14 protein-coding genes and 2 riboswitches are annotated in these 15,311 nt (G+C 67.2%); of the genes, 8 read left to right on the forward strand and 6 right to left on the reverse strand.

The window, feature by feature from the left end; translation table 11 throughout:
* The first annotated feature begins 182 nt into the window (after positions 1–182).
* Positions 183–323, forward strand: a riboswitch (TPP riboswitch).
* A gap of 67 nt (positions 324–390) precedes the next feature.
* The 5 genes from AC4EEO_RS00400 to AC4EEO_RS00420 all read left to right on the forward strand — a co-directional run bounded on the left by AC4EEO_RS00400 (position 391) and on the right by AC4EEO_RS00420 (position 6,282).
* Positions 391–1,014, forward strand: coding sequence for an ECF transporter S component (locus AC4EEO_RS00400; RefSeq protein ID WP_018760728.1), 624 nt, complete (start codon positions 391–393; stop codon positions 1,012–1,014).
* Positions 1,014–2,561 carry an ABC transporter ATP-binding protein gene (locus tag AC4EEO_RS00405; protein WP_491339613.1) on the forward strand — a complete coding sequence of 516 codons (1,548 nt, stop codon included), beginning with the start codon at positions 1,014–1,016 and terminating at the stop codon, positions 2,559–2,561. The genes AC4EEO_RS00400 and AC4EEO_RS00405 overlap by 1 nt, the downstream gene beginning before the upstream one ends.
* On the forward strand, positions 2,558–3,358 hold the full coding sequence (locus AC4EEO_RS00410) for an energy-coupling factor transporter transmembrane component T family protein (RefSeq protein WP_018760730.1): 801 nt from the start codon (positions 2,558–2,560) through the stop codon (positions 3,356–3,358). The genes AC4EEO_RS00405 and AC4EEO_RS00410 overlap by 4 nt, the downstream gene beginning before the upstream one ends.
* Before the next feature lie 106 nt (positions 3,359–3,464).
* Positions 3,465–4,988 (forward strand): UDP-N-acetylglucosamine 1-carboxyvinyltransferase, encoded by a 1,524-nt coding sequence (locus AC4EEO_RS00415; RefSeq protein ID WP_018760731.1) that lies wholly within the window; start codon positions 3,465–3,467, stop codon positions 4,986–4,988.
* A gap of 67 nt (positions 4,989–5,055) precedes the next feature.
* A complete protein-coding gene (locus AC4EEO_RS00420) occupies positions 5,056–6,282 on the forward strand; it encodes a glutamate--cysteine ligase 2 (RefSeq protein ID WP_109045745.1) in 1,227 nt (408 codons plus the stop codon).
* Between the two features lie 4 nt (positions 6,283–6,286).
* Here AC4EEO_RS00420 and AC4EEO_RS00425 read toward each other — a convergent pair whose 3' ends face one another.
* Genes AC4EEO_RS00425 through AC4EEO_RS00435 form a run of 3 tightly spaced genes read right to left on the reverse strand, consistent with a single transcriptional unit; the run spans position 6,287 to position 8,166 of the window.
* Positions 6,287–7,495: an O-succinylhomoserine sulfhydrylase gene (locus AC4EEO_RS00425; RefSeq protein WP_491339614.1), complete on the reverse strand. Its 1,209-nt coding sequence runs from the start codon at positions 7,493–7,495 to the stop codon at positions 6,287–6,289.
* The gene (locus tag AC4EEO_RS00430) at positions 7,496–7,906 is read right to left on the reverse strand and encodes a rhodanese-like domain-containing protein (RefSeq protein WP_018760734.1); all 411 of its coding nucleotides are present in this window, start codon (positions 7,904–7,906) and stop codon (positions 7,496–7,498) included.
* Positions 7,903–8,166, reverse strand: coding sequence for a DUF1737 domain-containing protein (locus AC4EEO_RS00435; RefSeq protein ID WP_018760735.1), 264 nt, complete (start codon positions 8,164–8,166; stop codon positions 7,903–7,905). The genes AC4EEO_RS00430 and AC4EEO_RS00435 overlap by 4 nt, the downstream gene beginning before the upstream one ends.
* 13 nt (positions 8,167–8,179) lie before the next feature.
* A riboswitch (SAM riboswitch) is annotated at positions 8,180–8,294 on the reverse strand.
* Between the two features lie 176 nt (positions 8,295–8,470).
* Here AC4EEO_RS00435 and opgC point away from each other — a divergent pair.
* On the forward strand, positions 8,471–10,939 hold the full coding sequence (opgC, locus tag AC4EEO_RS00440; protein ID WP_491339615.1) for an OpgC domain-containing protein: 2,469 nt from the start codon (positions 8,471–8,473) through the stop codon (positions 10,937–10,939).
* A 120-nt stretch (positions 10,940–11,059) separates the two neighbouring features.
* Here the strand turns inward: opgC and AC4EEO_RS00445 are convergent, their stop codons facing one another.
* Positions 11,060–11,314, reverse strand: a complete 255-nt coding sequence (locus AC4EEO_RS00445) for a hypothetical protein (RefSeq protein WP_018760737.1) — start codon at positions 11,312–11,314, stop codon at positions 11,060–11,062.
* 225 nt (positions 11,315–11,539) lie between these two features.
* Between AC4EEO_RS00445 and AC4EEO_RS00450 the strand changes: the two genes are divergently transcribed.
* The gene (locus tag AC4EEO_RS00450; protein WP_109045510.1) at positions 11,540–12,244 is read left to right on the forward strand and encodes a TetR/AcrR family transcriptional regulator C-terminal domain-containing protein; all 705 of its coding nucleotides are present in this window, start codon (positions 11,540–11,542) and stop codon (positions 12,242–12,244) included.
* Between the two features lie 22 nt (positions 12,245–12,266).
* Here AC4EEO_RS00450 and AC4EEO_RS00455 read toward each other — a convergent pair whose 3' ends face one another.
* Both AC4EEO_RS00455 and AC4EEO_RS00460 read right to left on the reverse strand, forming a co-directional pair.
* Complete coding sequence (locus tag AC4EEO_RS00455; RefSeq protein WP_109045511.1) at positions 12,267–12,731, reverse strand: pyridoxamine 5'-phosphate oxidase family protein; 465 nt, start codon at positions 12,729–12,731, stop codon at positions 12,267–12,269.
* Positions 12,732–12,791: 60 nt separating this feature from the next.
* Entirely contained in the window at positions 12,792–13,721 is a 930-nt protein-coding gene (locus tag AC4EEO_RS00460; protein WP_491339616.1) for an aminodeoxychorismate lyase, read from the reverse strand.
* 92 nt (positions 13,722–13,813) lie between these two features.
* Here AC4EEO_RS00460 and cls point away from each other — a divergent pair, with 92 nt between their 5' ends.
* On the forward strand, positions 13,814–15,289 hold the full coding sequence (gene cls, locus AC4EEO_RS00465; RefSeq protein WP_491339617.1) for a cardiolipin synthase: 1,476 nt from the start codon (positions 13,814–13,816) through the stop codon (positions 15,287–15,289).
* The last annotated feature ends 22 nt before the right edge of the window (positions 15,290–15,311 follow it).

A 15,311-nucleotide genomic window follows, 5' to 3' on the forward strand; every position in this document is an offset into this window, starting at 1 on the left:
CAGCCTAGCCGTACACCCGGACCGGTCCGGGCAAGGGCATGGCCGGCATCCTCTCGGGCCCGCTGACGGCGGTCCGCGGTCACATCCGGTTCAACAGCCGGCATGGCCGCCGCCCAGCCCCCGCCAGGTGTAAACTTGACCACGCCCAAACCGGGCAGTATCTACACGCGAACATCAACATTCAAAAACGACAGGGGAGCGCCGCCGTCGGACAACCTGGCCATGCCGGGAACCGCAGGTGGGCGCTGAGAGTGCGGGACAGCCGCAGACCCTCGAACCTGATCCGGTTAGTACCGGCGCAAGGGAGTCGAGTTCTCAAAGTGTCCGGCCGGACCGGCAACGGTCCGCCAGCCGGAGCCACTTTCCCCTCCTGTTACCCAGGAGGATCACATGAGTACTGCTGCAATCAAGAAGACCACCAGTAAGTCCTGGCGCGTCGTCGACATCGTGGTGGCGGCCTTGGTGGCCATCGCCGGCGGGGTCATTTTCTGGGCCTGGGACCAGGGCGCCGCCGCCCTGTCGGCCCCCATGAACGCCGCCTACCCGCCCTTGACCGGGATCCTGGCCGGCGGCTGGATGATTCCCGGCGTGCTGGGAATGCTCATCATCCGCAAACCCGGAGCCGCCCTGTTCTGCGAAACTGTGGCCGCAACGGGCGAGCTCCTGATGGGTTCCCAATACGGCGCCTCCGTCCTTTTCTCCGGTTTCATCCAGGGGTTGGGCGCGGAAATCATCTTCGCGGTCTTCGTCTACCGCAAGTTCAACCTGCCCGTCTCCCTCGTGGCGGGGGCGGCCGCGGGCTTCTTCTGCGGCCTGAATGACTCATTCGCACCGTGGGGCTGGAACATTGCCTACTCCGGGGCGGACAAGCTCGCCTACATCGTCCTGACCACGGTGTCCGGCGCCGTGCTGGCGGGCGCGTTGTCCTGGCTCGCCACCCGCGGCCTGGCCCGCACCGGGGTGCTGAGTTCCTTCGCGTCCCGCAAGGCTGCAACGGAGCCAGTTTTCTCCTGATGGCACCTTCCCAGGACGCCGCAGGAGGCGTGCGCCCTGCCGCCGTCACGGCCCGCGGCTGGGGCTGGCGGCATGCCGGTAGGGCCAAACCTGCCGTCCACGCCCTCGACCTGGATATCCGCCCCGGCGAGCGGGTACTCCTGCTCGGTCCCTCGGGTGCCGGGAAGTCGACGCTCCTGCATGCCCTCGCCGGGGTCCTGGGCGACATCAACGACGACGGCGAGGCCGGCGATGCGGACGAGTCCGGTTCGTTGCTGGTTGACGGCGCCCCTCCCCGCGAGCGTCGCGGCCGCTCCGGCCTGATGCAGCAGGACCCGGAGACGCAGGTGGTCCTCTCCCGGGTGGGGGACGACGTCGCCTTCGGCGCCGAGAACCTTGCCGTGCCCCGCGACGCCATCTGGGCGCGCGTGCACGAGGCGCTTGCCGACGTCGGACTGTCCCACCTCCCGCTGGACCACCCGACGTCGGCCCTCTCCGGCGGTCAGAAACAGCGCCTGGCGCTGGCGGGCATCCTTGCGATGCGTCCCGGGCTGATCCTGCTGGACGAGCCCACCGCCAACCTCGACCCGGACGGAGTGCTGGAGGTCCGGGACGCCGTGGCACGCTGCCTGGACAAGACCGGGGCCACTTTGGTGGTGGTGGAGCACCGGGTTTCCGTCTGGAAGGACCTGGTGGACCGGATCGTGGTCCTGCAGCCGGGCTCCGCCTCGGATCCCGCCGTGCTCCTGGACGGACCTCCGGACCGGGTGCTCAGCGAGGCCCGGGCCATGCTGACGGCGGCCGGAGTCTGGGTGCCGGGGTATGTGCCGGCCACCCGCCGCCGGTCCGGCATCCCGGCCGCCGTAACCGGCAACCTCCTGCTTGCAGCCGAAGACCTGGCGGTCTCCCGCGAGCGTCCCCGCCGCAAAGGCTTCCGGAAGATTCCGCCGGTTCCTGTCCAGGAGGGTGTTGCCGCGCAGGTCCGGGCCGGCCAGGCGCTGGCCGTCACCGGCCCGAACGGCGCCGGAAAATCAACGTTCGCACTGACCCTTGCCGGGCTCCTTGAACCGGTGTCCGGAAAGGTGTCGGCCGCGGTGGACCTGAGCCGCGGTGCCGGGATCGACCCCTACGCGTGGAAGGCAGAGCAGTTGATCTCACGGGTGGGCACCGTGTTCCAGGAACCGGAGCACCAGTTCGTGACGGGCAAGGTGTTGGACGAGCTGCTGTTCGGGCCGCGGCACCTGGGCCACGGCGAGGACCGGGTGGAGGAGCTGCTGGAGCGGCTGCGGCTCACCCAGCTGGTGGACGCCAATCCCTACACATTGTCCGGCGGTGAGAAGCGTCGGCTGTCGGTGGCCACGGTCCTGGCCGCCAGCCCGCAGGTGCTGGTCCTGGACGAGCCGACGTTCGGGCAGGACGCCAACACCTGGGCGGAGCTGGCCTCGTTCCTCTCCGAACTCCTGGACGCCGGCACGGCCGTGGTGTCCGTGACCCACGACGCCGAATTCACCCGGGCTTTGGGCGGGGCCGAGCTGCGGATGGCCGCCACGGAACCGGTGGCGCCATGAGGCAGCAGCTGACCCTGGACGGCAACCGCGCCCTTCTTGCCCGGGCCAACCCGCTCAGCAAATTTGCCGCCGTCGTGCTGATCACCGCGGTCCTGGCGCTGTCCATCGACTGGGTTTCCGCGTCCGTGGCGCTGGTCTTCGAACTGATCCTGTTTCCCCTGGCCGGCCTCACCGTGTCCCTGCTCTGGCAGCGGGGCTGGCCGCTGATCCTCGCCGCCGCCATCGGCGGCTGGAGCACGTCCATCCTGGCTCCGGACAGCGGGAGGATCCTGCTCGACGCCGGCATCTGGACCATGAGCGAAGGCTCCCTCCAGCTGGGCATCGGCTTCCTGCTGCGGGGCTTCGCGATCGCCCTTCCGGCGGTGCTCCTGATGAGCTGCACCGATCCGACGGACCTTGCCGATGCGCTGGCACAGAAGGCGCGCCTGCCGCACCGGTTCGTCCTGGGAACCCTGGCGGCGATGCGCCTGGTGGGGCTCATGGCCGAGGAATGGCAGACCATCGGGATGGCCCGGCGTGCCCGCGGCGTGGGGTCGCGCGGCAACGTGGTCCAGCGGGTGAAGGCGACCCTGGGCCAAAGTTTCGGGCTCCTGGTGCAGGCGATCCGCCGCGCGTCGAGGCTTGCCGTGACCATGGAAGCGCGGGGTTTCGGCGGCGGGCAGCGAACCTGGGCCCGCGAATCGACGTTCAGTGTGCTGGACCTGTGGGTGGTAGGCGGCGGCGTCCTGATCGCCGGGTGCGCCCTCGGTGCGGCGCTTGCCGCGGGCCGTTGGAACATGGTGTGGCTGGGCAGCTAGCAGGGTTACCTGCCGGTACTATCGCATGTAGCGGGTAGGTCACCCCGGATACTCCCTCGGATGGCCATACCGCGACCTTCTATCTCATTTATGATATATTCGCGTCATGACTCAGGAGACCGCCGGCCACGTCGCCGCCATGTTGAGGAACGCCCGGACCGAGAAGGGCTGGACCCAAGGCCAGTTGGCTTCCGAACTCGGAACCAGCCAAAGCGCCGTCGCCCGGATGGAACAAGGCAAGCAGAACCTCAGCCTCAAGATGATCCAGCGGCTGGAGACCATCTTCGACCGGAGCATCGTCAACGTGGGCAAGCCCAGGATGACGCACCTGCGGGTGGAGGGCGGCCGCACCCTCTCCGGCGCGGTGGACGTCAACAGCAGCAAGAACGCCGGCGTGGCGCTGCTGTGCGCCAGCCTGATCAACCGGGGCACCACCGTGCTCCGCCGCCTCGCGCGGATCGAAGAAGTCAACCGCATCGTTGAAGTGCTGACCAGCATCGGCGTGGAATGCACCTGGCTCAACGACACGGATCTGCGCCTGCGCCGCCCGGCCGTCCTGGACCTGGAAGGGATGGACGTTGACGCGGCCCGGCGAACCCGCAGCGTCATCATGCTGCTGGGCCCCCTCCTGGACGAGTCACGGGAGTACCGGCTGCCCTACGCCGGCGGCTGCGACCTCGGCACCCGCACGGTGGAACCCCACATGCAGGCACTGCGCGAATTCGGGCTCTCGGTGGAAGCCACCGCCGGTTTCTACACGGTCCAGGCGCCTCCCGCGGACACCAGGGACCGTTCCTTCGTCCTCACCGAACGGGGGGACACCGTTACCGAGAATGCGATCATGGCGGCGGCCCACCGGCCGGGAACAACCGTGATCCGCAACGCCAGCCCCAACTACATGGTGCAGGACCTCTGCTTCTACCTGCAGATGCTCGGGGTGGCTATCGAGGGCGTGGGAACCACCACGCTCCGGATCACCGGCCGGCCCGTGATCGACGCCGAGATCGAGTATTTCCCGTCCGAGGACCCGATTGAGGCCATGAGCCTGATTACGGCCGGCATCGTCACCAATTCCGAGGTCACGGTCCGCCGGGTACCCATCGAATTCATGGAAATCGAGTTGGCCACCCTGGGCCAGATGGGGCAGAAGCTCGAAATCTCCGGCGAATACATGGCCCGCAACGGGCGCACCCGGCTGGTGGACGTGACCACCAAGCCGTCGGAGCTGCGCGCGCCCGAGGACAAGATCCACCCCATGCCGTTCCCCGGGCTGAACATCGACAACCTGCCTTTCTTTGCCGTGATCGCCGCGAACGCCCACGGGCAGACCATGATCCACGACTGGGTGTACGAAAACCGTGCCATCTACCTGACGGAGCTGAACCGGCTAGGTGCGCAGGTGCAGCTGCTGGACCCGCACCGGATCTACGTCAACGGACCCACCAAGTGGCGTGCCGCGGAGGTGGGCTGCCCGCCGGCGCTCCGCCCCGCTGCATGCCTGCTGCTGGCCATGCTCGCCGCACGGGGCGTCTCCGAGCTGCGCAACATCTACGTGATCGAACGCGGCTACGAGGACCTGGCGGAACGCCTCAACACCATCGGCGCCAAGGTGGAGTACTTCCAGGACTAGGCGTTCATGCTTCGTCATGATCAGCAGCTGCGCCCGGAATTTCCTGGCCCTGACGCAGAATGTTCGTATGCGTACTTTCGGCGTCGAGGAAGAACTCCTGATTGTTGATCCGGAGTCCGGGGAGCCGCTTGCCCTGGCGGACGCCCTCCTCGCCGGACACCGTGTCGCTGCGGACGATCTCCCGGTGGACCCGGACCTCCACCACTCCGGGAAGCAGGCGGATCACGACGACGAGATGGGCCTCAGTGCCGAGCTGAAGCTTGAGCAGATCGAGACGCAGACAAAGCCCTGCCTGGAGTCCGGGGCCCTGCTCGAGCAGATCAGGGCCGGCCGCGCCATGGCCAATCAGGCGGCGGCCAAAAACGGAGCCAGGGTGGCTGCGCTGGCCACGTCTCCGCTGGCATCCGCCAGCCACACCACGCCGGACCCTCGCTACGCCAGGATGCTGGAGCGCTTTGGCCTCACGGCGCAGGAACAGCTGACCTGCGGTTTCCACGTGCACACCTACATCGAATCGCCGGAAGAGGGCGTGGCGGTCCTGGACCGGATCCGCGACAAGCTGGCGGTGCTGACGGCGTTGAGCGCCAACTCGCCGTACTGGAACGGCGTCCCCACCGGGTTCGAAAGCTACCGTACCCAGGCCTGGAACCGGTGGCCGACGTCCGGCCCGGCCGCGATCTACGGGACGTACCCCGCCTACCGGAGGGTGGTCACCCGGCTGCTGGACACCGGCGTGATGCTCGATGAAGGGATGCTGTATTTCGACGCGCGGCTCTCCCGGAACCACCCGACGGTTGAGGTGCGGGTGGCGGATGTCTGCCTCCGCGCCGAGGATGCAGCCTTGATCGCCGTGCTGGTCCGCGCCCTGGTGGAATCAGCCGGCAGGGAATGGCGCGAGGGGGTGGACCCGGCGCCCGTGCCCACTGTCCTGCTGCGGATGGCCTCCTGGCAGGCCAGCAGTTCGGGACTCGGCGGCGAGCTCCTGGACTTTGGGAACTTCCGCCCGGCCCCCGCCGCGGACGTAGCCCGTTCCCTGGTGGATTACCTGGCGCCTGTCCTCCAGGAACAGGGCGAACTGGCCATGGCCCGGCAGGGCGTGGAGCACATCATCGCCCGCGGGACAGGGGCCGCCGAACAGCGCCGGGCCCGCGACAGGGCGCTGGCCGGACCGCCTCCCGAAGATATGGGCTTCGGTGCAGTGGTCCGGCACGCCGTAGACGCCACCATGCGCGGCGCCCTAGATCTTTCCGGCGTGGAAGACACCCCGGAACTGCTGCGGGTCCGCCAGGCCTGACGCCTTAGATCTGTTTCAGCGCCTGTTCCAGGTCGCGGATGAGGTCGTCCGCGTCCTCGAGCCCCACGGACAGCCGGACCACGCCGTCGCTCAAGCCAATGGCGGCCCGCCCCTCCGGCCCCATGGCGCGGTGCGTGGTGGTGGCGGGGTGGGTGATCAGGGACTTCGAATCGCCCAGGTTGTTGGAGATGTCGATGATCCGCAGCCCGTCCAACAGGGCGAAGGCCGCCTCCTTGCCGGAGCGCCCGCCCGAGGGCGCCAGCTCAAGAGTGAGGACCGTGCCGCCGGCACTCATCTGCTTCGCCGCCAGCTCATACTGCGGGTGCGATGTCAGCAGCGGGTACTTCACCCAGCTCACGGCAGGCTGCTCCTCGAGCCACTCAGCGAGCCGCAGGGCGGTGGCCGAGGAGTGCCGGACGCGCAGGCTCATGGTTTCCAGGCCCTTGGTCAGGACCCAGGCGTTGAACGACGAAAGCGCAGGACCTGTGTGGCGCATCAGCTGCTTTACCGGGCCGTCGATGAACTCCTTGGTGCCCAGGATGGCACCGCCCAGGACCCGGCCCTGCCCGTCGATGTGCTTGGTGCCGGAGTACACGATGACGTCCGCGCCCAGGTCCCCGCAGCGCTGCAGCAGGGGAGTGGCGAAGACATTGTCCGCAACTACCGTGGCGCCGGCGGCATGGGCCAGTTCGCTCACCGCGGCGATGTCCACGATTTCCTGCATCGGGTTGGACGGGGATTCGAAGAAGACGGCGGTGGTGGGCTTGGACAGGGCCTCGCGCCACTGGTCCAGGTCCGGGCCATCGACGAAGACCGTTTCCACTCCCCACCGCGGCAGGATCTCGTTCAGGATCACGAAGCATGACCCGAACAGTGAGCGGGCGGCCACCACGCGGTCACCGGCTGCAAGCAGCGCGCCCAGGGCCGTGAACACCGCGGACATGCCCGACGCCGTCGCGAAGCAGGCCTCGGTGCCTTCCAGCAGCCTGAGCCGTTCCTGGAAGGTGGCCACGGACGGGTTGCCGTAGCGCGAGTACACAAAGCGCTCGTCCTCGCCGGTGAAGGCGCGTTCGGCCGCGGCCGCGGATTCGTAGACGAACCCGGAATTCAGGAAGACGGCCTCTGAGGTTTCCTGGAAGTTGGTGCGGTCCAGCCCGCCGCGGACAGCCTGGGTGTCGGGGCTCCAGCCGGGGGCATCTTGATTGAAAGTCACTTAGTTCTTTCCGAGGTTGGTGGGCAGGCCGCGGTTCTTCCAGCCGTTGACGGTCCGTTCGCCGTAGCGGTCAGGTTCCCCCTCGAAGCCCTCCAGGACGTTGTAGGAAGTGAAGCCGGCCTGGGTGGCCGCCACGGCCGCGGCGATGGATCGCTGGCCCGAACGGCAAAGGAACACGAGCTCAGCGCCCGGGTCCTCAGGCGCCTGCTCCTTGAGGTCCTTCACGAAATCGGGGTTGGGGATGCCGCCGGGGAAGGTCCACTGGATGAAGAGCGGATCGTTGTCCGTTGCCTTGGTATCCGGAATGCCAATGTGGGCCCATTCGCCCTCGGTGCGGACGTCCACCAGGATGGCGCCCTGCTCCAGCTTGGCCCACGCTTCCTGCGGCGTCAGGTCTCCCGCGTAGCTCATGCGTGGCCCTCGCCGTCGAACTCGCCTTCCAGGTCGTCAACGGCCGTGGCCACCGCGGCGTCAGCCGACGCGATGGCGGCCGGGAGGACAACGGCCTGGGCCACGATGACGCTGCTGCCGTTGAAAGTGGCCGCCGGGCTGCCGTGCAGGACGTAACCGTCCGCAAGCGCAGCCGAGATCCGCTCACAGAAGGAGCGGTCGTCCGGGCCCGTAATCAGGCGGTAGGACAATTTTTCGTCAGGGGCGGGTGCGTCAGACACGACGGATCTCCTTCTTTCACGCTTGCAGCTCGAATCGGTCGATATGCCAAGTATTCACCTGAGGCACCCCGCCGCGAGAGGAGGGTTGCCGACCGGCCAGTCAGGGCTTAACACCGGTACTCATTACTCCCCAAAAACGTAACACCTGCGCCGCCAAGCCGCACGGCCGCCGTCGTCATGTTCTGTAATTGAGAGCCCGCGACCACCGCGTCACGGGAACGCGGCAGGGCGGCCGGGCCGATAAAGTTTCTACCGGGGGCGCCGCCCTGCCGTCACAGTGGGAGTACCGGGGGGTCTTGCCAGCATGCGAGCAGCAACATCGCACCACCAGGCCGGCCGTCGTCGTGCCCGTCACCGTTCCCCCGGGGCGTTCCTGGCCGCCGCCGTCGTCGTGCTCCTGGCGCTGCTGGCGCCCGCCGGTGCTGCGCAGGCGGCCTCCGCGGAACCGGACCAAGGCAAGCCGTGGCTGGGTGCCGTCCTTGAATGGGGCGAGGATACCGCCGCCGGATTCTCCGACCGGCTGGGTGCGAGCCCGGCCGTGTTTGGCCACGACATCGGCCTGCCGTTCCGCGACTCGGACCGGAACAACATCGAGGGGTTCCTGCAGCAGGCCTCGGCCAAGGGCGCCCACGCCATGCTCACCGTGAAGCCCACGGTGCCGCTGGACCAGATCGGCGCCTCCGAAGCGGAAGCCTTCGCCGGCAAGGTCCGCGACCTGGCCTCCGGGTTCAAGGGCCGGCTGTTGATCCGGTTTGCGCCGGACATGAACTCGAGCTGGGTGGCCTGGGGGCAGCAGCCGGCCGCCTACCGGGAGGCCTTCAAGGCGGTCGCGGCAGCGGTCAAAAAGGACGACGGCGGCCGGGCCGCCATGGTCTGGGCGCCGTACCTGGGCAAGGACTACCCCTTTGACCGGAGCAGGAATGCCCCGCAGCCTGGAAGTGACGGCTTCGCCCTCCTGGACACCAACGGCGACGGCGCCTGGAACGGCTCCGACGCCGCCTACGCCCCCTACTATCCGGGGGACGACGCCGTGGACTGGGTGGGCCTGACTGCCTACCATGACGACACTGCCGGCGCCGCTGCCGTTAACACCGTGCCGCGTGCCGGTGAACTCCAGGAGATGCTGACCGGCGCGGGCAGCGAGAACTTCTACAGTGCCTACGCGGAGGTCCGCAGGAAGCCGCTACTGCTCCAGACGTCGGCGTTCTACAGCCCTGCCGCGGGCGGACCGCCGGAGGCGGATATAAAGACGGCCTGGTGGGACCAGGTGGTGGGTACCGCCACCTCGCCGGCTTTCGCCAGGACGGCGGCGGTGGTGTGGGACGAGCGCACCAGCACCCGGGATACCGGCGTGGCCAGCATCGTTTGGCTGCTCACCGGAAATCCCGCCATCGCCAAAGCTGCGCTGGACCGGCTGAAGTCCTCTGCCGTGGTCACCGGGCCGGTCACCGATGTGGCCGCGGACGGATCGTATGTCCGGGCCAACACCCTGTCCGGGGCTGCGGTCTGGACCGTGGCCGTGGCGATGGCCATCCTCCTGGCGGCGCTGTGGCAGATTCCCCGCCGGGTCAACGCCGCCACCGCATGGAGCTACCAGGAGCCGGGAAACAGGGACTCGCGCGTGGATCTGCTGCGCGGGATGGCCATTGTCTTCGTGGTGGTCAACCACCTGGGCCTGGTCTCGCTGTTCCAGCTGCTCACCCAGGAGGCCGTGGGCTTCGTATCGGGTGCCGAACTCTTCGTACTGTTCTCCGGCCTGGTGGTGGGCATGGTCTACGGGCCGAAGGCCAGGGAAGACTTCGGCAAGGTTGTGGACCTCACCTCCCGCCGGGCGGGGAAGCTCTATGTGACCGCGCTGTCGGTGCTGATCGGCGTCTTCCTCATCGCGCAGCTTCCGTTCTTCCACACCGAGGCCTTGACCACGTTCGTGGACCAGGGGACCGGCGGGGCCGGGCATAACGGTGCCGGCCGGACGTACGACCTCTACGCCGGGATGTCGTCGCTGTTCCAGTTCCCGGTGCCGCCCCAGGTCCTGCCGGCCATCCTGCTGCTGCAGTTCGGGCCCTGGCAGTTTAACGTGATGGGCCTGTACGTGGTGTTGCTCCTGGCCAGCCCCTTGATCCTGGCCCTGTTGAACCGCGGAAAGGCCGTATGGGTCCTGGCGGTATCGCTGGCGGTGTACGCCGTGGGGGCCGGAACCAGGTTCAGGATTTTGCCGTCGCAGTTCGAGGACTCTTTTCCGCTGCTGGTGTGGCAGGCGCTGTTCGTGCTGGGGCTCGTGGTGGGATACCACCGGCGCAGCATTATCGCGTGGTTGTCGGCCCATGCCTGGGTGGTGGCCGCCTGTACTGTGGCTGCAGTCGCCCTGGCCTTCCTATCCTGGGGCAACCCCTACTTGGCCAACAACTACGACGTCCGGCTGGCGCTGATGCCGGACGCCACCTACCGGGCCATGTATGACGCCCTCTTTGGCCGGACCTACCTGGCCCCGGGCCGCCTGCTCAACGTCGTCTTCCTGGTGGTGGCGGCGTATGCGTTCCTCAGCGCCTACTGGAAACCGGTTGAGCGGGCGCTGGGCTGGTTCCTGATCCCGCTGGGCCGCGCAACGCTCTATGTCTTCATCATGCACGTGGTGCTGATCGCCGTCGTGGCCAACATCCCCGCCCTCCAGCAAGAGAGTATCTTCCTCAACACCGTGGCCTACGCCGTGGTGCTGGGCCTGCTGTGGGTGATGGTCCGCACCAGGTTCCTGTTCCGGATCATTCCCACCTAGGCCCCATCTTCCACCTGGGAACCATGGCCCGGGCATGAAAAATGCTGCGGCACGGTGGGTGCCACAGCATTTCGATCACGTGCCAGGCAAGGACTGGGAATCCCTTGGAGGGTATGTGTCCTAGACCAGCTCGGGATACGAGGACACGATGTAGTCGGCGGCAGCCGGACCTTTCATGCGCAGGCCCTTGCGGCTGCCCGGCAACCGCGTCTTCATCGCTGACCAGAAGGTCGTTTCCGTACCCGGCAGGTGCTGGTTGATGAAGCACCAGCTCATGTACAGGCCGTAGAAGCGGTCGCGTTCCAGGGTGGACTCGGAGGTCTGGTCGAAGTAGGTGGCGTCTTGGAGAAAGAGATCAAACTGGGAATGTGCCATGAGGGCGTCCCTTCGCTAAGTGCGTGGCGCCGCCGTTCGGCTACAGCAGCGAACCTCGATGCCCTGCACTGGTGGCAATCGGGTCCATAGATTAATCCTGTGAAAGAAACCGGGATCATGAGCGCCGTCAACGCCTGTCTACACTGTAGACTTTACCCGTAGACTACATATGAGGCAACCCTCTCGAATGATCTCGGGTCAGTTGTCCGCAGCGAGGACAAATTCATGACTTCCCCCAAACCATCCGGCACCGGCAAGGCCAAGGCCAGGCTCAGCCGGGACATCGTGCTGGCCAAAGCGCTGGAAATGGTGGATGCGGAAGGCCTCGAAGCATTGACCATGCGCCGCCTGGGCCAGGAGCTCGGCAGGGACCCGATGAGCCTTTACCGCTATGCGGAGAATCGGGCTGCCTTGCTCGACGGGGTTTCGGAACTGGTGCTGGACCAGCTCACCATCCAGCAGGATGACCCTGACTGGAAGGCGCAGTTGCGGGCGATCGCCCACAACCTGCGGACCCTGGCGCTCCAGCATCCCAACGTGGTGCCCCTGTTGGTGACCAGGCCACTCTCCACGCCCCTCGGCTTGCGCCCGCTGGGCACGCTGCGGCCGCTGGAGAAGATCCTTTCCCTGCTGGTGTCGGCCGGATTCGATCCCTCAGACGCGCTGCACGTCTACCGCGTGTACTACGGCTTCCTCTACGGCCACATCCTCAACGAACTGCAGGAGTTCGTGGTGGACCCCGAAGAGAACGAGGTGCTGCTGCGGCTGGGGCTCCACCGCCTGCCCGCCAAGGAATTTCCCAACCTGCGGGCGTTGGCCCCGGCCTTGGCAGATTACGACGGCGCCAGCGAGCTTGACCAGGGGCTCACCATCCTCTTGTCCGGACTGGAAGCACAGCTGTCCCGGCAGGCGGCAGCAGCGCTCGGCTAGAACGGAAGCGGGCGGCGGGGCATTATTCGAACGAGGCCCTGCGCCGGTCCTGCACGCGGGTGTTCCAGACATCCGGCCGGTTGACCTGGAACCTGCGGCCGGTCAAGGCCTTCGCGTTCAGCCGGACGTAGTTGGCCTTTTCGCCGGGCTGCCACGGTTCCAGGCCGAGGCCGTCCACTTGGTCCTTTACCGCCTGGTCCTCGATGATCCCGGTATCGCCGCGCACCACCACGCTCCATGCCATTTCGGTGGCGGGGTCGTAGCCGTCGATCTCCAGCGCCGCCGGCCGCTCCATTTTGGCGCCCCAGAGCTTGGAACCGGGCGCTGTCCGGAAGACGATGCTGCGCAGGTGGACGATGTAGTTCACGGGAAAGATTTCGGGATGCTCGTCCACCACGATGGCCAGCCTGCCCACGGTGTCATTGGCGAGGAGTTCCCAGCAGTCGTCAAAGGAGAGGTTTTCGATCGGCAGCTTGTGCGAGTCCATGGTCCACACCTTACGGGTGAAGCCGGGAGGGCAAAAGGGGCCGGTGGCCCTGTTGCGCGGCTACTGGATCCCGGCGAAAAGTCCGCTCAACTCCGCTGTCAGTTCCTTCTTCACGGCCGGCGTGCCGATTTCCTTGCCGTCGATACGGTTCACGGGGGCCAGCAGCCGGACGCTGGAGATCAGCCAGACGGCATCCGCATCCAGCAGGTCGCGGGGCTCCAGCGGGCCGTACCCCAGCTCCCAGCCCGCCGCCTTGGCCGCCGCGAAAAGCGCGCCCTGGGACGTTCCGGGCAGGATGCCGCTGTCCAGCTGCGGCGTGATGAGGCGCTTGACCACAGTGCCGTCGTCGGACTTTTCCACGTGGGCCAGCAGCACCGTGGAGGTGGGCCCTTCCAGGACGCGGCCGTCGGATGAGGTGAAGATGACGTCGTCCGCGCCCTGCTTGTGGGCGTGCCGGAGGGCCGCCATGTTCACCGCGTAGGACAACGTCTTGGCACCCAGGAGCAGCCACGGGGCCCGTTCGGCCACGTCACTGTCATAGCCGCGGTCCAGCAGGATCACGTCGATGCCGGTTTCCCGCTGGCGGCGGCCCGCCGCCCCGGCGGGTGAGACCTGCACCCAGGCGGTGGGGGCCGGGGCGCCCTCGACGCCGCGGGTCACCACCAGCTTGACCACCAGTTCGTCGGCATCAGCGTCCGACGGCGGGTTCCCGGCGCGGTGCCGGGCAACGGCGGCCGCAATGGCGCGCTGCCACACGTCCTGCCCGGGAATCTCGAGGTCCAGCGCGCGGGCGGAGCCTGCGAGCCGGTCCAGGTGGGCCTGCATCTTCCGGACTGCTCCGCCGACAGCCAGCATGGTTTCGAAGATGCCGTCCCCCCGCGTGACGCCCAGGTCCGTGACCAGGAGCTGCGGTTTGGCGGCGTCGGCCACCCTGCCGTCAGGGTAGGCAGGGTCAAGGAAGACGAGAACCACGGGGGCTGGAGAGCTCATGGCACCAGCTTAGTGCGGCGGCGCCGCTAAGCTGGGCGGAGTGCGCCGGCCGGAACCGTCCCCGGAGCCCGACCTCCCCGGGAGTTATTGACGTGTTGTGGCCTTTTTCGCTTGCCGGCACCGCGCCGACGTGGGTTGTGGTGCTCCTGGGCTTTGCCGACCTGGTGATCAGGGTCCTCGCACTGGGCATCATCCCCGGCAACAGGCGCCCCACCACAGCCATGGCTTGGCTGCTGGGGATCTTCTTCATCCCGTTCCTGGGCATCGTCCTGTTCCTGCTGTTCGGCAACTTCCAGCTGTCCAGCCGCCGCCGCGCGCAGCAGGAGCAGGTTAACGACCGCGTGCGGGCCGGCATCACTGCCTTGTCGGACGTCGAGAGCGACTACCCCGGGCCGGAATGGGTGAAGTCCGCCGCGGAACTTAACCGCACGCTGGGATCACTGCCCATGGTGGACAACAACTCCGTGGACCTCATCCCCGGGTACCCGGACTCCATCCTGGCCATGACCAACGCGGTGCGGAAGGCAAAGAGCTTCGTCAACGCCGAGTTCTACATCATGAGCTCGGACCACGTCACCAACGACCTGCTCACGGCCATGGAAGAGGCCGCCGAACGGGGTGTGGAAGTCAGGCTGCTGTTCGACCACATCGGCACGTTGCGCATCAAGGGCTACCGGAAGCTGCTCAAGCGCCTGCGGGCCGGCAAGATCCAGTGGAAGCGGATGCTTCCCCTCCTCCCCATCCATGGCCAATGGCGCCGGCCGGACCTGCGCAACCACCGCAAGATCATGGTGGTGGACGGCGAAATCGCCTTCACGGGGTCGCAGAACCTGATCGAGCCCTCCTACAACAACCCGCGGCACCGCAAGGCCGGCCGCGAATGGGTGGAACTCATGGCCTGCCTGCGGGGCCCGATCGTGACCACCCTGAACGTCGTCTTTGCCACCGACTGGCTGAGCGAGACCGACGAATCCCTGGAACACCAGCTGCAGCTCCCGGCGAATCCCGAGCCCGGAGACGTCACGGCCCAGGTGGTGCCCAGCGGCCCCGGGTTCATCACGGAAAACAACCTCCGGCTCTTCAACACGCTCATCTACTCCGCGCAGCACCGGATCTCCATCTGCAGCCCCTATTTCGTCCCGGACGACTCCCTGCTGTACGCCATCACCACCGCGGCGCAGCGCGGCGTCGATGTGGAACTGTTCGTCTCCGAAAAGGGCGACCAGTTCCTGGTCCACCACGCGCAGCGGTCCTACTACGAAGCACTCCTCGAGGCAGGCGTACGCATCTACCTGTACAAGGCGCCGTTCGTGCTGCACGCCAAGCACTTCACCATCGACGACGAAGTGGCCGTCCTGGGATCGAGCAACATGGACATGCGTTCCTTCTCGCTGAACCTTGAGGTTTCCGTGATGCTCCTGGGCGAGGACATCGTCAACAAGATGCGCGCGGTGGAGGACACCTACCGGGACATCTCCCACGAGTTGAAGCTGGCGGACTGGCTGAACCGGCCGCTGGCCGCCCGGTATGTGGACAACGTGGCCCGGCTGACGGCCACGGTGCAGTAGGACAGCCGTGTTCCGCTAAGCC

This window comes from Pseudarthrobacter sp. MOO13, assembly GCF_058267655.1.